Below are 18,620 nucleotides of genomic sequence, written 5' to 3'. Positions count from 1 at the left end.
GATCAGCCGACGCCACGCCCGGCGGTCTCCCAGAACTGCGCGCGCAGCGCCTTCTTGTCAGGCTTGCCCAGTGCGGTGAGCGGCAGCGCTCCGGCGAAGATCACCCGCTTGGGCGCCTGCACCGCTCCCTTGCGGTCCTTGACCGCCTGCTGGATCTCGCCGGTGATGCGCTCGCGGCTCGCGTCGCTGCCGTCGGCGTCGGCGCGCAGCACGACGACGGCGGTGACCGCCTCCCCCCATTTGTCGTCGGGCACCCCGATCACGCCTACCTGACCCACCGAGGGATGTTCGGCGACAACGTCTTCCACCTCGCGGGGGAAGACGTTGAAGCCGCCGGTGACGATCATGTCCTTGGTGCGGTCGACGATGTACCAGAAACCGTCGGCGTCCTCGCGGGCGACGTCGCCGGTGCGCAGCCAGCCATCGCGGAAGGTCTCCGCGGTCTGCTCGGGTAACCCCCAATAGCCGCCCGCCAGAAGCGGTCCCGCGACACAGATCTCGCCCGGTTCACCTGGGGCCACCGGCTTGTCGTCGGGCCCGAGCAATGCGGTCCGCAGAAAGGCCGACGGCCGACCGCAACTGCTGAGCCGACGGGGATCCTCGCCCGGTTTCGGATGATCGTTCTTGCCGAGATAGCTGATCACCATCGGCGCCTCGGACTGGCCGTAATACTGTGCGAAGATCGGCCCGAACCGCTCGACGGCCTCGGCAAGCCGGACCGGATTGATCGGGGACGCACCGTAATACACCGTCTCCAACGACGACAGGTCGCGGGTCTGTGAGTCCGGGTGGTCGAGTAGCGCATACAGCATCGACGGCACCAGCATCGTCGCGGTGATCCGCTGTTGTTCGATGGTCCGCAGCACCTCCGCGGGATCGAACCTCGCCAGCACGACCATCGACCCACCCTTGATCAGGGTCGGCACGAAGAAGGCCGCACCGGCGTGGGAGAGCGGCGTGCACATCAGGAAACGGGGATTGTCCGGCCATTCCCACTCCGATAGCTGGATCTGGGTCATCGTCGACATCGCCCGCGCGGTGCCGATGACGCCCTTCGGCTTGCCGGTGGTGCCGCCGGTGTAGGTGATCGAGACGATGTGGTCGGGTGGGAGTTCGGCGGCGACGAGCGGCTTCGGCGGGAAGTTCTGCGCCTCGGCGATGACGTCGCGGCCGACCGCGGCGAGCGCCTGGGGGACAGGGCCGAGGGTCAGCACCTGTTTGAGGCTGTCCACGCGTTCGACGAGGGCGACGGCACGCTCGACGAACATCGGGATCGGATCGATCACGAGGGTGGTGACACCCGCGTCGGCGAGGACGTAGGCGTGGTCGTCGAGCGAACCGAGCGGATGCAGCGCCGTCCGGCGCCAGCCCTGGGTCTGTCCGGCACCGATGACCAGCAAGACCTCGGGCCGGTTGAGCGCCAGCAACCCGACGGTCGAGCCGGTACCGGCGCCGAGCGCCTCGAACGCCTGCTGATAGCGGCTGATCGCGTCGGCCATCTCGCGCCCGGTGAGCTCGGTGTCGCCGAGGACGAGCACTCTACGTGCGGCGTGCCTGCGCAACGCCGCCACCAGAAGGTCACCGAGATGGGTGCCGCCGCGCAGATGGTCGAACTCCGAGGTCGCGTCACGTCCGTCAGTCATGCACACCACACTAGGACGTGTTACAGATTTGCGGTAGACGATCCATCACAAAATAGTCTTGACATGCACTTACCCTGAATCATCAGGGCGAACTTGGCAGACGAACATGTTCTATTTGATGGAATTCCGGGTTGCGTCCGCCACGGCATACGCGGCGACACTGAACTAGGATCCACATCATGACCGATCTGGATCTTGCGACCACCCGCCGCGACATCACCGACGCCCTCCTGACCGCCTTCGAACGTCGCCACGAGGTGCTCGACGCCATCGTCGACGCCGAGAACCGCGAGGAGGCGGTCTCGGCGATCGCCACACTGCTCGACAAGTCGACCCTGGGCGCCGAGGCGATCCTGGGCATGTCCTTCTATCAGCTGACCAAGGACGAGCGGCGCAAGAACCTGGCCGAGCTCGAGGACCTGAACAACGCGCTCACGTTCACGCTCGCCGAACGCCCCGCCAGCAGCGGCGACACCCTCGAACTGCGGGTCTTCTCCCCCACCGAGGACGCGGATATCTTCACGGTGCGCACCGAGGAGCTCAAGGTGGCCGGCGACGGGTCGGGCACGCCGGCGGGTGAGGTGAGCGAGGAGATCGCCAAGGGCACCGAACGCGTCGAGAACGAGGATGCGGTGTGGCTGGTCGGTGTCGAGGGCGATGAGAAGGTCGGACTGGTCTTCGGCGAACTCACCAACGGTGAGGTGGACGTTCGAATCTGGATTCACCCGGAGCATCGCAAGAAGGGATACGGCACGGCCTGCCTGCGGAAGTCGCGCTCGGAGATGGCGGCCTTGTTCCCCGGCGTCCCGATGGTGGTCCGGGCACCCAGCTCCTGATCGGAGGGTCGCGCCGACCCAACCCGGGCCCTGAAACAGACGATGCCCGCGCGAACCGAGGTTCGCGCGGGCATTTGTCATGGGTTGCCCTCGGGCGGCGCGACGGATTTCCGCTCGCCCGGGAACACGGAGCACGTCATGCGTGCGGGCGGCCCCGGTACTTGCGCAGGTACTCCTCGTGCAGGTCGGCGTCCTTCTCCTTCTGCAGGCGGTTGGCCAGCTCGGGATCGAGGCCGTGCTGGCTGAGGCGATGGCGCCGGTAGACGCGGTTGAGCACCACCGAGAAGAAGACGTACTGAATGAGGATCGGCAGCGTCATATTGAACCGCACGAACCAGTCCGCCGGTACGAACAGCATCGGGACGAGCAGGACCATGCAGGGCACCGCCCAGCGCGCCACCATCCGGGTCGCCGCGCCGGGGCCGGCGAGATCGTTCTCCACCCATGCGTTCATGGACGCAGGAAGCTTCGCGCCGTAGGCGTACTTCACGTACTGCCACCCGTGGGGACGTGATTCCCCGGAGTCCACTACCTGTCCGTCGGGCGATGTCATCGCCGCAGTATAACCCGTCATGAGAATTGATCGTACACGACCAAATAGTGCACATAGTCCAAATGTGACGTAGGCAACGCGCCCGTCTTGTCCGGTTCGCGGCGGCCGTCCGCGACCCGCTCAGGCCCTGCGACGGGGCAGCCCGAATCGCGCGACGATCGCGCGGATCCGGTTGTCCTCATCGACCACGAAGGACTCGACGACGTGCGCCGCGAGGCCCAGCCGTTTCGGGCGCACGTGGACCCAGTAACGGGTCGAGACCATGTGGCCGTCGACGTCTGCGGTGAAGTCGCTGATCCGATGGATCAGCCGGAACTGCGGCCCGCGGGCCAGAGTGCGGGCGACATGCGCGCCGTTGCGGCCGGTCTTGACGCCCAGCTCGACCCGCGTGCAATCCGGGTGCAGCGCAACACCGGACGGGTCGTGGCTGACCAGCGCATCGACGTAGGCCTTCGCGGCCGCGACCCGCTCGGCGGCGCGCTGGGGATCAACGTTCGGGTTCACTGCGCCCGCGCGCCGTAGACCGGTACCGGGTGCGGCGCCTTGGCCAGCATCTCCTCGACGACGGGGCCCAATTCGCCGGGCGTCCAACGTGATCCGATGTCGTGCTCGGCGCTGCGCTGCCACCCGTCGACGACGGTGATGCGCCCGCCCTCGACCTCGAAGACCCGCCCGGTCACCGCCGACGACTCCGGCGAACCGAGCCAGACCACGAGCGGTGAGATGTTGGCCGGGTCCATCACGTCGAACGACCCGTCCGTCGGCGCGGCCATCTGCGCGGCCATCGCCTCTCCCGCACCCATCGTCATCTGGGTACGCGCCGACGGCGCGATCGCGTTCACCCTCACCCCGTAACCGCCGAGTTCGGCGGCGGCCTGGATGGTCAATGCCGCGATACCCGCCTTGGCGGCGACGTAATTCCCCTGCCCGACGGATCCGAACAGCCCGGCGCCCGACGTCGTGTTGATGATCCGGGCACTCGGCGTTCGACCGGCCTTCGACTCGGCGCGCCAGTGGGCGGCGGCATGGTGCAGCGTCACGAAATGTCCCTTGAGATGCACCCGCACCACGGCGTCCCATTCGTCCTCGGACATCGCGACCAGCATCCGGTCCCGGACGAAACCGGCGTTGTTGACCAGGATGTCGAGGCGACCGAATCGCGCGATGGCGTCGTCGACCAGTGCGGCCCCGCCCGCCCAGTCGGCGACGTCTCCCACCGCGGCGACGGCCTCACCGCCGGCGGCGACGATCTCCGCCACGACCGCGTGAGCGGAGTCGGCGTCGAAGTCGTTGACCACGACCCGCGCGCCGTCTGCGGCGAAGGCCAGCGCGTGAGCGCGTCCGATGCCCCGTCCTGCACCGGTCACGATCGCCACCCGACCCTCATTCAGCTTGTCCGTCAAGACCTTTCCCTTCATCGAAGCGTTTCGTACGGTCGGCGCTCACATCGGGTTGCCCGCGGTGGCCGCGGCCAGGAAGGCAGGCTTCTCGCCCCCGCCGTGCACGGTCAGCGTCGAGCCGGTGATGTATCCGGCGAGTGGACTGAGCAGGAAGGCGACGGCGTTACCGACATCCTCCGGCATCGCGAGCCGACCCATGGGGATCGTCGCTCCCACCGCGGCCACGCCCGCATCGTCGCCGAAATGCAGGTGCGCCCGTTCGGTGAGGACCGACCCGCACACCACGGAGTTGATCCGCACCCGGGGCGCCCATTCGATGGCCAGCGACGTGATCGCGTTGTCAAGCCCCGCTTTGGCGGCGCCGTAGGCCGACGTGCCGGGCGAGGGCCGATGCCCACTCACACTGGACACGTTGACGATCGCGCCACCACCGTCCTGATGGCGCATCACCGCGTGCGCGGCGCGGGCGACCGTGAGCGGCGCCAGCAGGTTCAGCTCAACGATCTTCGACGCGAAGCGCGGTGAGGCGTCGGCGGCGAGTGCGAACGGTGATCCACCCGCGTTGTTGACCACGCCGTCGAGACGTCCGTGCGTCTCGACGACGCCTGCGACCATCGCGTCGACCGCATCGGCGTCGCGAACGTCGCACGACACGAACTCGCAATCCAGGTCCGCTACCCGGTTGCGGCCACAGACAACCGGTACCGCACCGAGTTCGGCCAACACGCGCGCGATGCCGGCCCCGACGCCCTTCGTGCCGCCTGTCACCAGAACGACCGCCTTCTCGAGGCCCAGGTCGATGGAGCGCTCGGCGTCCGCGGGTGAACCCATGGGGCGCTCCGCCGCCTGTGACTGCGCGTTCATGAGTGCTACCCTACCAAACAACCAAGCACTTGCTTGGTCGGTCTGCAATCCTTCGAAAGGAGCGGGTGTGCCGATCACCACGACACGCACCGACAGCGGTGCCGCGACCGGCATCGTGACGGTGACGGTGGACTATCCCCCGGTCAACGCCCTGCCGTCGGCGGCATGGTTCGAGTTGGCCGATGCGATCACCGCGGCCGGCGACGACCCGGCCACACATGTGGTGATCCTCCGAGCCGAGGGCCGCGGATTCAATGCGGGCGTCGACATCAAGGAGATGCAGTCGACCGACGGTTTCGACGCCCTGATCGGCGCCAATCACGGATGCGCGGCGGCGTTCGCAGCGGTCTACGACTGCGCGGTACCGGTCATCGTGGCGGTCAACGGCTTCTGCGTCGGCGGCGGCATCGGGCTGGTCGGCAATGCGGACGTCATCGTCGCCTCCGATGACGCGGTGTTCGGTCTCCCCGAGGTCGACCGTGGCGCTCTGGGCGCGGCCACCCATCTGGCCCGGCTCGTGCCGCAGCACCTGATGCGCACCCTCTACTACACGGCGCAGAATGTCACCGCCCAGCAACTCGAACACTTCGGGTCGGTGTACCGCGTGGTGCCGCGCGAGCAACTCCTCGACGCGGCGATGGAGGTCGCCGAGAAGATCGCGGCCAAGGACACCCGGGTCATCCGGGCGGCGAAGGAGGCCATCAACCACATCGACCCGGTCGACGTGAAGAGCAGTTACCGCCTCGAGCAGGGCTACACGTTCGAGCTGAATCTTGCCGGAGTCGCCGATGAGCATCGGGACGCCTTCGTCGCCGCCGGGCGCCGGGAGCGCAGCGAGCGGGCCCAATCAACCACGGGTCAGGCGTTGAACGCCAATGGAGGCCATGCCTGATGACACCGGCACCCACCGACAAGACCAGCACCCTCGACGACGTCATCGGTGAGTTGCGCGACGGAATGACGATCGGCATCGGCGGCTGGGGTTCACGCCGCAAACCGATGGCGCTCGTGCGCGCCCTGGCCCGCTCCGACGTCACCGATCTGACCGTCGTCACCTACGGCGGGCCCGACATCGGATTACTGTGCGCCGCAGGCAAGGTGCGCCGCGCCTACTACGGTTTCGTGTCCTTGGACTCCGCGCCGTTCTATGACCCGTGGTTCGCGGCGGCGCGTACCTCCGGTTCCATCGAGGCCCGCGAGATGGACGAGGGCATGGTGAAGTGCGGACTCGAGGCCGCCGCCGCACGGCTCCCGTTCCTCCCGATCCGCGCGGGCCTCGGCTCCGACGTGCCGACCTTCTGGGAGGGTGAGCTGAAGACGGTCACCTCCCCTTATCCGGACTTCGACGGTCGCGCAGAGACACTGATCGCCATGCCCGCGTTGCGACTCGACGCCGCCTTCGTCCACCTCGATCTCGCCGACTCGCGCGGCAACGCCGCCTACACCGGTGTCGACCCGTACATGGACGACCTGTACTGCGCCGCCGCCGATCGTCGCTACCTCGAGACCGATCAACTGGTCTCCACCGAGGTACTGGTGAAAAGCGTTCCGACGCAACGACTGCTGCTGAACCGCATGAACGTGGAGCGGGTCGTGCACACGCCGAACGGAGCACACTTCACGTTTGCGGGCGAGTACGGCAGGGATGAGAGATTCCAGCGGTTCTACGTCGAGTCCGCCAAGACCCCTGAGCAATGGGCGGCGTTCTCGAAGCGGTTCCTCGAGGTCGACGAGGCCGACTATCAACGCGCGGTGACCGAATGGCAAGGCGCACAGGAGGATCAGCAGTGAACACCACAGCCGGGATGTCACCTTCCCCGATGGTTGAGCCTTCTTCCCCGATGGTTGAGCCTGTAGAAACCACCCGCGCCGAGATCTGCGTCGTCGCCTGCGCCGAGATCTTCTCCGGTGCAGGCGAGATCATGGCCTCGCCGATGGCGCCCATACCCTTGTTGGGCGCCCGTCTTGCCCGACTCACCACCGAACCCGATCTGCTCATCACCGACGGCGAGGCACTGATCTTGGCCGATACCCCCGCCATCGGGAAGTCGGGCCCGATCGAAGGATGGATGCCGTTCCGGAAGGTGTTCGACGTGGTGGCGTCCGGCCGACGCCATGTGGTCATGGGCGCCAACCAGATCGACCGGTTCGGCAATCAGAACCTGTCGGCGTTCGGGCCACTGCAGCAGCCGACGCGTCAGATGTTCGGTTCACGTGGCGCGCCGGGCAACACCCTCAATCACCCGACAAGCTACTGGGTCGCCCGCCACTCGCCGCGGGTGTTCACCGACGAGGTCGACATCGTGTGCGGGGTGGGTTACGACCGGGTCGACCCGGACAATCCGGCGTTCCGGTATCACCACATCCACCGTGTCGTCACCAATCTCGGCGTCTTCGATTTCGACGGCCCGGACCACACGATGCGGGCGCGGTCGCTGCATCCGGGCGTCAGCGCCGAGGAGGTCGCCGACAACACCGGATTCGAGATCGCCGAACTAAGCACTGCCCCGTCGACCCGCATGCCGACCGCCGAGGAACTCACGCTCATCCGAGATCTCCTCGATCCCAAGGGTGTCCGGAATCGAGAAGTGAAATGACCTCAACCGCGCGCGCCGCCGGGATGACCACCCGGTTCACCGAACTCGTCGGCGTCGAGTACCCGATCGTGCAGACCGGGATGGGCTGGGTGTCCGGGCCGTCGCTGACCTCGGCCACGTCGAATGCGGGCGGTCTGGGCATCCTGGCGTCGGCGACGATGACCTTCGGCGAGCTCGAGGCGGCGATCGCGAAGACGAAATCATTGACCGACAAACCCTTCGGGGTGAACATCCGCGCCGACGCCACCGACGCCGCCGAGCGGATCGATCTCATCATCCGAGAACACGTCAAGATCGCGTCGTTCGCGCTCGCACCCAAGCAGGATCTGATCGCCAAGCTGAAGGACCACGGCGTGGTCGTGATTCCGTCGATCGGTGCCGCCAAGCATGCGGTCAAGGTGGCGTCGTGGGGTGCCGACGCGGTGATCGTGCAGGGTGGTGAGGGCGGCGGCCACACCGGGCCGGTTGCGACGACGCTGCTGTTGCCGTCGGTACTGGACGCGTTGGCACAAAAGGGGGTCGAGATGCCGGTCGTCGCAGCCGGCGGATTCTTCGACGGCCGCGGGCTGGTGGCCGCGTTGGCCTACGGCGCGGAGGGTATCGCGATGGGCACGCGGTTCCTCTTGACGTCGGACAGTGCGGTGCCGGACGCGGTCAAGCAGGAGTACCTCGCGCGCGGGCTTGGCGACACCGTGGTGTCGCGCAAGGTCGACGGCGTGCCGCACCGGGTACTACGCACCCCGCTCGTGGAAGCGCTGGAGAGCGGGAGCCGGATCAAGTCGCTCTACGCCGCGGCGCGGAACGCCAACGAGTTCAAGCAGCTGACGGGCATGAAGTGGACGACGATGCTGCGCGACGGCCGCACCATGCGCCGCTCGGGCGAGCGGACCTGGGAGCAGGTCATCATGGCCGGCAACACACCGATGCTGCTACGCGCCGGACTCGTCGAGGGCAACACCGCGGCCGGTGTGTTGGCGTCGGGTCAGGTTGTGGGCGTGATCGACGATCTACCGAGTTGCGACGAGCTGATCCAGTCGATCATGATGCAAGCGCATATGCGGCTGAAAGTTCTCAGCTCACTCGGATGACCTGCCCCGCCCCGCCACCCTCGCTGGTCGAGTAACCACCCCACCCCCGCTGGTCTCAGCCGCACACCCGACCTGCTACAGCCGCGGTGCCAGCGATGCCCGGCGACAACTATCGTCGCCGAACGCCTCTCACACCGCGACCACAGCCAGGACCAGCCACTCAACCGGCGATATCAGCGTGACGAACCCGCAGGTCCTTCTTCAGGATCTTGCCGCTCGGGTTCTTCGGCAGCGCGTCGGCGAACACGACATACTTCGGCCGCTTGTAGCCGGCGAGGACACCCGCCAGGTGCTCGTCGACCTGCTCCTCGGTGAGTGTCACACCTTCCTTCGGCACGATGACCGCGGTGACCGCTTCGATCCACTTCGGGTGCGGCACACCGAAGACCGCGACCTCGGCCACCCCGTCGAGCAGATAGATGGCTTCCTCGACCTCGCGGGATGCGACGTTCTCGCCGCCGGTCTTGATCATGTCCTTCTTCCGGTCCACGACCGAGAGGTAGCCGTCGGCGTCGATGATGCCGAGGTCACCGGAGTGGAACCACCCGTTGCGGAAGGCCGCGGCGGTTTTCTCCTCGTCGTTGTAGTAGCCGAGGCAGGCATGCGGGCTGCGATGGACGATCTCGCCGACTTCACCGGTCGGGACCGGGTTGTCCTCGTCGTCGACGACCCTCGTTTCGACGTTGAGTGCCGCCCGGCCGGCCGACCCGGCGCGCTCGAGCTGTTCATGAGGAAGCAGAATCGTTGCCAACGGGGACATCTCGGTCTGTCCGTAGAAGTTCCACAGACTCACGTCGGGAAGTCTTTGCGACAGTTCGCGCAGTACCTCGACCGGCATCGCCGATGCGCCGTAGTAGCCCTTGCGCAATGACGACAGGTCGCGGTGATCGAAATCGGGATGCCGCAGCAGCGAGATCCACACGGTCGGTGGGCAGAACAGCTTGGTCACCTTTCGCGACTCGATGGTCTCGAGGATCGACGCCGGATCCGGGGCCGGCAGGATAATACTGGTTGCACCGAGGTAGACGTCCACCGACAGGAAGCAGTCCAGCTGTGCGCAATGGTAGAGCGGCAGCGAATGGATCTCGACGTCGTCACCAGCCATCCCACCGTCGATGACGCATGAAACATATTGGCTGATCAACGATTTCGAAGACAATAGGACACCCTTCGGCCTCGACTCGGTACCCGAGGTGTACATCAGCCGCAGCGGGTCGTCGTCGGCTACCGCGACCGCAGGCGCGGTGGCATCCCCGGAGATCCAGTCGTCGACGTTCTCCCAGCCCTCGGCCGGCGCGGTTGCGCCCATCGCGATGTAGCCGCGGGTCGCGTCGGCGAGCCCGGACAATTCCATGGCCTTGGCCACCGTCGGGACCAGTGCATCCTCGGCCACCACCATCCGCGAGCCGGAATGGTCGAGGATAAATGCGATCTCCTCGGCTCCCAGCCCGAAGTTCACCGGAACCAGGACGACACCGAGACGCGCGGTCGCATAGTGCACGGTCGCGAACTGCCAGCAGTTGTGGCTGACCAGGGCGAGACGATCTCCCTTGACCAGGCCACGCGCCGTGAGGGCGTTCGCGCACTGGTTCACCGCCGTGTCGAACTCGGAGAAGGTCAACGTCGTGTCACCGTTGATGACCGCCGCCTTGCCCGGGACACGCAGTGCGGTGCGGCGCAGCAGATCGCCGAGCGTCTGTTGGCGCGCCGTCGCGACCGCCGCGGTTGTCTCCGGGGTGAAACCCTCCGCCATGACCTAACCTCCGATGCTCGTAACCCAGGTCACACTATCAACCGGCGGGTGCGGACGACCGAAGCTCCGAGGCCGCACGGTCGACACGCGACAACCCCGTCGACCGTGCACGAAATTCCGTCGACCGTGCACGGCCGCGCCGAGGTGCGCACGATCGACGCTGGGGCGCGCACGATCGACGTTGAGGCGCGCACGATCGACGCTGGGGCGCGCACGATCGACGTTGAGGCGCGCACGATCGACGCTGGGGCGCGCACGATCGACGTTGAGGCGCGCACGATCGACGCTGGGGCGCGCACGATCGACGTTGAGGCGTGCGCGATGGACGTTGGGGTGCGCACGATCGACGGCTAGCGCGGCAGGATGCCGTTGAGCACGATCGACAGGTATTGGTCGGCGATGTCATCGGCCGACAGCGCCCCACCCGGGCGATACCACCGGACCGCCACCCACACGGTGTCACGCAGGAAACGGTAGGCGAGCTCGACGTCGAGGTCGATACGGAACTCACCGTCGTCGACGCCGCGCTGGAGCACGGCGCGCCACAGCTCGCGGAACTCCGTGTTGAGCTCGCCGATGTAGGAAAAGCGATCTTGTGCGGCAAGGCGTTTGGCCTCGTCCTGATAGATCGCGACGGCGTTGCGCTGGGCATCGATCGACTCGAAGGACGCGACCACGAGTTGCCGTAATGTGTCGGTCGCCGAGAGACCCGACGCGGCGATGGCACGGTACCGGTCGAACAGGCCGTCAAGGAATCCGCGCAGGATCTCGTCGACCATCGACTCCTTGGAGTCGAAATGGTGGTACAAACTCCCGGAGAGGATGCCGGCGGCGTCGGCGATGTCACGGACCGTCGTCGAGCGCAGCCCCTGTTCGGCGAACATCTTGCCCGCGGTCGCAAGGAGCTCGTCACGCCTGGTGGAGCCAGAAACGGTGCCGCGTGGTGCCATTGAACCACCCTAGCAAGCGCTTGGCCGGGCCTGCTGGTGAGCAAGCCCGGCCAGGCGGGTGGTCTCAGTGACTCGTGGGCTTTACTTCTTCACCTTCTTGGCCGCCCGCCGATTCAGCCAGCTCCACATCTTCAGCTGACCGTTGGTCATCTTCCGATCCTGATCGGTGAACGGCGGGGACATCATCTCGGCGACCGACAGCGGCAGTTTCGACACCGTCACCGCGCGGGCGTGACTGAAAGTCTCGAAACCGAACTTGCCGTGATAGCTGCCCATACCGCTCTTGCCGACACCACCGAACGGCAGCCCGCCGCTGAACAGGTTGGTGGCGAAGTCGTTCGCGTTGATGGACCCGCTGTTGGTGCGGTCGGCGAGTTCGGCGAGGCGCTTGTTGTCATCGCCGGACCAATACATCGTCAGCGGGTGCGGATGGCTACTGATGTGGCTGATCACCTCGGAGAGCTCCCGGTACGGGTACACGGTGAGCACCGGACCGAAGACCTCGTCCTCCTCGATCTTCATCCCGGCCTTGACCCCGGTGAGTACTGTCGGCGGGATCTTGCGGAGCTCGGCATCCGGCAGCGACTCACCGACGGGGATGACCTGATGCTTGGTCGCACCGAGCTGCTCGGCGTCCTCGATCAGTCCGACGATGCGGTTGAAGTTCTTCTCGTTGATCGTCGAGGTGTACTCACGGTTGGAGCGGATCGTCGGGAACTTGTCCTTCCACCGGGCGATCACCTTCTCGGTGAACTCGCCGACCTTCGCCTCCGGTACGAACACGTAGTCGGGGCACAGGCAGACCTGACCGCCGTTGACCATGCGCGCGTCCGCGAGGAACTTCGCAGCCTTGTCGATGTCGGCGTCCACATCGACGACCGCGGGGTTCTTCCCGCCGAGTTCCAAGGTGACCGGGATGAGGTTCTTGGCGGCCTCGGTCGCCACCGACGCACCCACCTCAGGCGAACCGGTGAAGAACATGTGGTCGACCTTCAGCTTCGCGAAGTCCGACCCAGAGCCGTGCGCGCTGGTGATGACCGCGAATTCCTCGATCGAGAAGTAGCTCGGCGCATGCTTGGCGATCACGGCGGCGGTCTGCGCGGTAATCGACGACGGGCGGAGCAGCACGCGGTTGCCTGCAGCGAAAGCAGAACCGGCCGGGACGAAGGTCAACTGGAGCGGGAAGTTCCAGGGACCCATGATGCCCACGACGCCGAGTGGGTCGTGGCGCAGACGCTGCTTGAAGCCGCCGATCCCCTGCAGTCGGGCGACGTTCTCCTCCTTCATCCACTCCTTCACGTGGCGACGCTGGTGGGTGAGGTCGAGCATGCAGCCCACGACGTCGGCGGCGATGGTCAGCTCGCGCGGACGGTGCCCGAAGTCGGCCTCGTGCGCCTCCGAGATCTCCTCCGCGTTGTCGAGCAGGAGCGCCGAGAGCCGGGTGATCCGGTCGATCCGCGTCCTCGCGTCCGGGATTCCGTCACGCAGATACGCCGCGCGCTGGATCTCCAGCAGTTCGGTCATCGTGTGTTCTTCCGACGACACGTTCTCGGCCGCCGCCGATGTCTTCATCTCTGCCGGCTTGGTCATGGAGTCCCTCCGCGTAGTGCCTGTTTGTGAGAGACATCAAGCGACACCCCCCACGCTTCACAGCCCAGTATGCGTCAGATCACGTAGTTCTGGCCACACCCGTGGTCAGATACCTGATCGCCGGCCCGGATTCGTGCCGGGCTTTGAAGGTCAGTGCGCAGGATTTTGGCTTCTCCCGGCCCTCGTGCTGGGCGCGTTGGCGATGTTGGCTGCCGGTGGTCGGCCCTTACCTGAGCCTTTCGATGATGGTGACGTTGGAGGTGCCGCCGCCCTCGCACATGGTCTGCAGGCCATAGCGGCCTCCGGTGCGTTCGAGTTCGTTGAGTAGGGTCGCGAAGAGCTTGGCCCCGGTGGCGCCGAGCGGGTGGCCCAACGCGATCGCACCGCCGTTCCGGTTGACCTTCGCGGGGTCCGCGCCGGTCTCCTTCAGCCATGCCAGCACGACAGACGCGAACGCCTCGTTGATCTCCACAACGTCGATGTCGTCGATCGACAGACCTGCCTTCTCCAGCGCGTACGCCGTCGCGGGGATCGGCGCGGAGAGCATCATCACCGGATCGTCGCCGCGTACCGACATGTGGTGGATGCGGGCGCGCGGGGTGAGGCCGTACTCCTTGAGCGCCTTCTCCGAGACGACCAACGTGGCCGACGCGCCGTCGGAGATCTGCGACGACACCGCTGCGGTGAGCCGCGAGCCCTCGGCCAGCGGCGACAGCCCGGCCATCTTAGCCATCGAAGTCTCACGCGGACATTCGTCGACCAGGCAGTCGCCCAGCGGAACGTTCTCGTTCTCGAAGCGTCCGGCCGCGATCGCGGTCCGGGCCCTCTCGTGCGATTGCAGCGCCCAGCGCTCCATGTCCTCGCGCGTGATATCCCACTTGGTGGCCATCATGTCCGCGCCGTTGAACTGCGAGATCGGGGTGTCGCCGAACCGTTCTCGCCACCCGGCGGATTCCGCAGTGGGAGTGGTGAACCCGAACTCCTGTCCCGCGATCATTGCCTGCGAGATCGGGATGGCGCTCATGTTCTGCACACCCCCCGCGACGACGACGTCCTGCGTCCCGCTCATCACCCCCTGCGCGGCGAAGTGGATGGCCTGCTGGGAGGACCCGCACTGGCGATCGACGGTGGTGCCGGGGATGGCCAGTGGCAGTCCGGCAGCCAGCCACGCGGTACGGGCGATGTTGCCGGCCTGCGGGCCGATGGCGTCGACGCAGCCGAACACCACGTCGTCGACGACATTCGGGTCGATGCCGGTGCGCGCGACCAGCGCCGAGAGGACGTGGGCACCGAGGTCGGCAGGGTGGGTCTTGGCAAGCGATCCGTTGCGCTTTCCGACCGGGGTGCGGATGGCGTCGATGATGTAGGCCTGAGGTGTGGACATCACGTGGGCTCCGATTCTGTTGTCAGGCACGCTGGCTGGAGATCGAGACGACCTCGCCGGTGAGATAGGTGGTGTAGTCGCTGGCGAGCATCGCGATGGTGGCCGCGACCTCCCAGACTTCGGCGGCTCGGCCGTAGGCCTCCCGCGATGCGAGCTCATCGAGGAGCTCGTCGCGGGTGACCTTTGCGAGGAACGGATGTTTGGCGATCGACGGCGCAACGGCGTTGATGCGAACTCCGAAATCCGCGGCCTCCACAGCCGAACAGCGCGTCAGCGCCATCACCCCGGCTTTGGCAGCCGCGTAATGCGCCTGCCCGCGTTGAGCCCGCCAGCCGAGCACGGACGCGTTGTTCACGATCACTCCCCCGTGCTCGACACCACGGAAGTAGCGCAGCGCGGCCCGGGTGGCACGGAAGGTGCCGTTGAGGGTGATGTCGACGACACGGCCCCATTCCTCGTCGGTCATGTCGGCCACCGGCGTCTCACCTCCCAGGCCCGCATTATTGACCAGGACGTCGATCCGGCCGAGTTCGTCTGCCGCCGAGTCGATCAGCGCGTCGACCTCGGCAGACTGCTGCACGTTGCACACGTTCCGGCCGACCGTCTGACCGGTGAACTCCGCCGCGAGCTTGTCGCGGGCCTCATCAAGGCGCCGTTCGTGCCAGTCGCTTATCACCACGTCGGCGCCCTCCATCAGCGCACGGCGGGCGGTGGCGAAACCGATGCCGGTTCCGGCGGCGGCCGTGACGACGACCTTGCGGCCGAGCAACAGGCCATGGCCGGGCGTCTCGGCCGGCGGCGTGGCCAGCGGCGATCGGGCCACGGTTGCGTCGACGGCGGTTTCTGTCACGATCGTGCCTCCCGAGGTAGGCCGAGCACACGCTCGGCAATGATGTTGCGCTGCACCTCGTTCGAGCCGCCGTAGATCGTATCGGCGCGGGTGAAGAGGAACAGTCGTTGCCACTCGTCGAGTTCGACGTGGTTCGGGTTGGTGATGTCGTTCTCGGCGCCCTCCACCGTGTGCGTCGGGCCGAGTAACGACGGTGCCCCGACGATCGCCATCGCGAGCTCGCCGAGGTCACGATGCCAGTTGGCCCACAATAGTTTCGACACCGATGCGGCTCCCGTTCCGGAGACGATGTCGCCGGCCAGGGTGCGCTGCGCATTGGCGCGCATCACCGTGAGCCCGATCCATGCGCGGGTCAGCCGCGAGGCGATCTCCGGATTGTCGGCCGCACCGTTGCGCCGGGCGAGCTCCGCCAACTCCTGCCACTCCCGCTCGAAACCCACCTGCTGGCCGAGGGTGGACACTCCCCGCTCGAATTGAAGGAGCCCCATCGCGACCTTCCACCCGTCGCCGGGTGCACCGACGATCAGGTCGGCGTCGGTCACCGCGTCGTCGAAGAACACCTCGTTGAACTCCGACGTCCCGGTGAACTGCTGGATCGGCCGGACGGTGATACCGGGTTGGTCCAGCGGTACCAACAGGAAACTCAGCCCCTGGTGCCTCTGCGATCCGCTCTCCGTGCGGGCGATGACGAAACACCATTGCGCGACATGAGCCAGCGAGGTCCACACCTTCTGGCCGTTGATTGCCCAGTGTTTGCCGCTGTCGTCGAGCTGCGCACTGGTGGACACGGCCGCGAGGTCGGAGCCGGCCCCGGGTTCGGAGTAGCCCTGCGCCCACAACTCGGTGACGTCGACGATGCCCGGCAGGAATCGCCGCTTCTGCTCCTCGGTGCCGAATTCGATCAAGGTCGGCCCGAGGAGTTCCTCGCCGAGATGATTGACCCGCGCCGGAGCGTTCGCGCGGGCGTACTCCTGATGGAAGATGATGCGCTGTTCGAACGTCGCACCTCGTCCGCCGTACCGCGTCGGCCAGCCGAGGCAGGTCCACCCGGCCGCTGATAGGTGCCGGTCCCACGCGAGCCGGTCGTCGAAGAACTCGTGCTCGCTACCGGGGCCACCACGTCCCTTCACATGCACGAAATCGCCGACGAGATTCTTCTCGAGCCAGTCGCGGACGGCCACCGCGAACTGTTCGGCGGCATCGGGAACCGACCGCGCCCATTCACCGAGGTCCACCGTCCGGTCGGCCAGGTTGATCGAGGTCATGACGGCTAGCTTAGCGCACCAAGCAAGTGCTAGGTTGGGCACATGGAGGCGATCCGGACGACCCCTGCTGCCCTGCGCCGAGCTGCACAGACCTGGCCAGACCGCGCCGCCATCGTCGACGATCAATGGCCATCATCGGACACTCCGCACGTGGAACTGACGTGGTCGCAGTTCGCCGACGCCGTCCGCAATTTCGCGGGCGCGCTCATCACATCGGGCGTCCGTCCCGGCGACCGCGTCGCCGTCTGGGCACCCAATAGCTACCACTGGCCCGTCGCCGCGCTCGGCGTGCACTATGCGGGCGCGACGCTGGTGCCGCTGAACACCCGCTACACGGGCGGCGAGGCGATGGATATCATCGAACGATCCGACGCCCGGGCGGTATTTGCGTCCGGCGAGTTCCTCGGCAACGACCATCTGACCGAACTGATGCGCGGACACCGCGCCGTGATGCCCGACCTCGTTGTGGGCGTAATGCTCGACGCGTCGTCCCCGCTACCCGAGGGAGCCGTGGCGTGGGACGACTTCCTCGACCGCAGCACCGACGAGGCCCTCGCCGAGGCCGAACGTCGAGCGGATCGTGTCGCGCCCGAGGACATCTCCGACATCCTGTTCACCTCCGGGACCACCGGGAAGTCCAAAGGTGTTCTCGCCGAGCATCAACAGACACTGGCGGGCGCCTACGCGTGGGGCGCGAACGGACGACTGACCCCCGATGACCGCTATCTGATGGTCAACCCGTACTTCCACACCTTCGGCTACAAGGCCGGAATTCTGCCCTGCGTGCTCTTCGGCACCACAATGCTTCCCCTCGCCGTCTACTCACCGACCGAGGCGATGAAACTCGTGGCAACCCAACGTGCGACGGTGTTCCCCGGCGCCCCGACGATCTTCCAGACCATCCTCGACGACCCGACCCGCGCTGACGTGGATCTGTCATCGCTGCGGCTCGTGGTGACCGGGGCGGCGATCGTGCCGGTAGTCCTCGTCGAGCGCCTGCAGAGCGACCTCGGCGTCGACACCGTGATCACCGCATACGGCCTCACCGAGTGCAGCGGCTTCGTGTCCACCTGCACCCCCGACGATGACGACGAAACGGTCGCCAACACCTGTGGCCGCGCCTTCGCGGGAATGGAATTCACGTTGTCCGAGCAGGGCGAGGTGCTCGCCCGCGGAAAGATGGTGATGCGCGGGTACCTCGACGACCCGGTGGCCACCAAGGAGGCCATCGATGACGACGGCTGGCTGCACACCGGGGACATCGGCACCATCGACGAGCGCGGCAACCTCAAGATCACCGACCGCCTCAAGGACATGTACATCTGCGGCGGCTTCAACGTCTATCCGGCGGAGATCGAGCAGACCCTGGCCCGGCTGGACGGCGTCACCGAATCGGCGGTGATCGGGGTGCCCGACGAGCGACTGGGCGAGGTGGGGCGAGCCTATCTCACCGTGCACAACGGATCGAGCCTCGACGAGGCCTCGGTGATCGCCTACTGCGAGGAGCATCTCGCGAACTTCAAAGTGCCGCGCTCGGTTGTCTTTGTGGACGCCTTCCCCCGCAACGCCGCCGGCAAGATCCTCAAACGGAACCTCACCTGACCCGGACGTCGCCCCAACCCGTGCCGCGCCCCCCGCCACCCCGTCGAACACCGCGGAACGACTCCCCGATCTCGATCTCATTGGCGTCCAACTCCGCCGCGCCGACGAGGCGTTCGGTCATTAAATCGGGCGTTGTCGCCGCTTTGCAGGCAGGTACCCGACTGCACGTCCGGTCCGCGTCCTGAGGACGAACGCCGAGAATACCTGACCCCATGCACTCCCATACGTGATCGGCGACCCGGCCA

Annotated in this window: 18 protein-coding genes; 7 read left to right on the top strand and 11 right to left on the bottom strand. The window is 66.6% G+C overall.

The window, feature by feature from the left end; all coding sequences use genetic code 11:
- Positions 1 to 2 precede the first annotated feature (2 nt).
- Complete coding sequence (gene fadD8, locus GORHZ_RS25575; RefSeq protein ID WP_006338237.1) at positions 3 to 1,643, bottom strand: fatty-acid--CoA ligase FadD8; 1,641 nt, start codon at positions 1,641 to 1,643, stop codon at positions 3 to 5.
- Between the two features lie 179 nt (positions 1,644 to 1,822).
- Here fadD8 and GORHZ_RS25570 point away from each other — a divergent pair, with 179 nt between their 5' ends.
- A complete protein-coding gene (locus GORHZ_RS25570; RefSeq protein WP_006338236.1) occupies positions 1,823 to 2,479 on the top strand; it encodes a GNAT family N-acetyltransferase in 657 nt (218 codons plus the stop codon).
- 136 nt (positions 2,480 to 2,615) lie between these two features.
- On the opposite strand, the gene GORHZ_RS25565 is transcribed toward GORHZ_RS25570, so the two are convergent.
- From GORHZ_RS25565 to GORHZ_RS25550, 4 genes are all read right to left on the bottom strand, one after another.
- Positions 2,616 to 3,032 (bottom strand): DUF5313 domain-containing protein, encoded by a 417-nt coding sequence (locus GORHZ_RS25565; RefSeq protein WP_051999077.1) that lies wholly within the window; start codon positions 3,030 to 3,032, stop codon positions 2,616 to 2,618.
- A 120-nt stretch (positions 3,033 to 3,152) separates the two neighbouring features.
- Entirely contained in the window at positions 3,153 to 3,536 is a 384-nt protein-coding gene (locus tag GORHZ_RS25560; protein WP_006338234.1) for a DUF8021 domain-containing protein, read from the bottom strand.
- Entirely contained in the window at positions 3,533 to 4,435 is a 903-nt protein-coding gene (locus GORHZ_RS25555; RefSeq protein WP_040533532.1) for an SDR family oxidoreductase, read from the bottom strand. The genes GORHZ_RS25560 and GORHZ_RS25555 overlap by 4 nt, the downstream gene beginning before the upstream one ends.
- Before the next feature lie 39 nt (positions 4,436 to 4,474).
- Positions 4,475 to 5,263 (bottom strand): SDR family oxidoreductase, encoded by a 789-nt coding sequence (locus GORHZ_RS25550; protein WP_040533530.1) that lies wholly within the window; start codon positions 5,261 to 5,263, stop codon positions 4,475 to 4,477.
- A 100-nt stretch (positions 5,264 to 5,363) separates the two neighbouring features.
- Between GORHZ_RS25550 and echA20 the strand changes: the two genes are divergently transcribed.
- Genes echA20 through GORHZ_RS25530 form a run of 4 tightly spaced genes read left to right on the top strand, consistent with a single transcriptional unit; the run spans position 5,364 to position 8,981 of the window.
- Positions 5,364 to 6,188, top strand: coding sequence for a (7aS)-7a-methyl-1,5-dioxo-2,3,5,6,7,7a-hexahydro-1H-indene-carboxyl-CoA hydrolase (gene echA20, locus GORHZ_RS25545; protein ID WP_006338231.1), 825 nt, complete (start codon positions 5,364 to 5,366; stop codon positions 6,186 to 6,188).
- Positions 6,188 to 7,087 (top strand): CoA transferase subunit A, encoded by a 900-nt coding sequence (locus GORHZ_RS25540; protein WP_006338230.1) that lies wholly within the window; start codon positions 6,188 to 6,190, stop codon positions 7,085 to 7,087. Before echA20 ends, GORHZ_RS25540 begins: the two co-directional genes overlap by 1 nt.
- Positions 7,088 to 7,137: 50 nt before the next feature.
- Complete coding sequence (locus GORHZ_RS25535) at positions 7,138 to 7,893, top strand: CoA-transferase subunit beta (RefSeq protein ID WP_006338229.1); 756 nt, start codon at positions 7,138 to 7,140, stop codon at positions 7,891 to 7,893.
- Positions 7,890 to 8,981, top strand: coding sequence for an NAD(P)H-dependent flavin oxidoreductase (locus tag GORHZ_RS25530; protein ID WP_006338228.1), 1,092 nt, complete (start codon positions 7,890 to 7,892; stop codon positions 8,979 to 8,981). Before GORHZ_RS25535 ends, GORHZ_RS25530 begins: the two co-directional genes overlap by 4 nt.
- Positions 8,982 to 9,141: 160 nt before the next feature.
- Here GORHZ_RS25530 and GORHZ_RS25525 read toward each other — a convergent pair whose 3' ends face one another.
- Positions 9,142 to 10,734 carry an acyl-CoA synthetase gene (locus GORHZ_RS25525; protein WP_006338227.1) on the bottom strand — a complete coding sequence of 531 codons (1,593 nt, stop codon included), beginning with the start codon at positions 10,732 to 10,734 and terminating at the stop codon, positions 9,142 to 9,144.
- 105 nt (positions 10,735 to 10,839) lie between these two features.
- On the opposite strand from GORHZ_RS25525, the gene GORHZ_RS25520 reads away from it, so the two are divergent.
- Positions 10,840 to 11,088 (top strand): hypothetical protein, encoded by a 249-nt coding sequence (locus GORHZ_RS25520; RefSeq protein WP_040533491.1) that lies wholly within the window; start codon positions 10,840 to 10,842, stop codon positions 11,086 to 11,088.
- On the opposite strand, the gene GORHZ_RS25515 is transcribed toward GORHZ_RS25520, so the two are convergent.
- From GORHZ_RS25515 to GORHZ_RS25495, 5 genes are all read right to left on the bottom strand, one after another.
- Positions 11,085 to 11,684 (bottom strand): TetR/AcrR family transcriptional regulator, encoded by a 600-nt coding sequence (locus GORHZ_RS25515; RefSeq protein WP_006338225.1) that lies wholly within the window; start codon positions 11,682 to 11,684, stop codon positions 11,085 to 11,087. The genes GORHZ_RS25520 and GORHZ_RS25515 overlap by 4 nt on opposite strands.
- A gap of 81 nt (positions 11,685 to 11,765) precedes the next feature.
- Positions 11,766 to 13,274, bottom strand: coding sequence for an aldehyde dehydrogenase family protein (locus GORHZ_RS25510; RefSeq protein ID WP_006338224.1), 1,509 nt, complete (start codon positions 13,272 to 13,274; stop codon positions 11,766 to 11,768).
- A 226-nt stretch (positions 13,275 to 13,500) separates the two neighbouring features.
- Complete coding sequence (locus GORHZ_RS25505; protein ID WP_006338223.1) at positions 13,501 to 14,658, bottom strand: acetyl-CoA C-acetyltransferase; 1,158 nt, start codon at positions 14,656 to 14,658, stop codon at positions 13,501 to 13,503.
- A 22-nt stretch (positions 14,659 to 14,680) separates the two neighbouring features.
- A complete protein-coding gene (locus GORHZ_RS25500) occupies positions 14,681 to 15,508 on the bottom strand; it encodes an SDR family oxidoreductase (RefSeq protein ID WP_006338222.1) in 828 nt (275 codons plus the stop codon).
- A complete protein-coding gene (locus tag GORHZ_RS25495) occupies positions 15,505 to 16,773 on the bottom strand; it encodes an acyl-CoA dehydrogenase family protein (RefSeq protein WP_006338220.1) in 1,269 nt (422 codons plus the stop codon). Before GORHZ_RS25495 ends, GORHZ_RS25500 begins: the two co-directional genes overlap by 4 nt.
- A 42-nt stretch (positions 16,774 to 16,815) precedes the next feature.
- On the opposite strand from GORHZ_RS25495, the gene GORHZ_RS25490 reads away from it, so the two are divergent.
- Entirely contained in the window at positions 16,816 to 18,375 is a 1,560-nt protein-coding gene (locus GORHZ_RS25490) for a FadD3 family acyl-CoA ligase (RefSeq protein ID WP_040533488.1), read from the top strand.
- Positions 18,376 to 18,620: the final 245 nt, after the last annotated feature.

The organism is Gordonia rhizosphera NBRC 16068 (assembly GCF_000298195.1).
GTDB classification, from domain to species: Bacteria; Actinomycetota; Actinomycetes; order Mycobacteriales; family Mycobacteriaceae; genus Gordonia; species Gordonia rhizosphera.
This window is presented reverse-complemented; position numbering and strand designations above follow the sequence as displayed.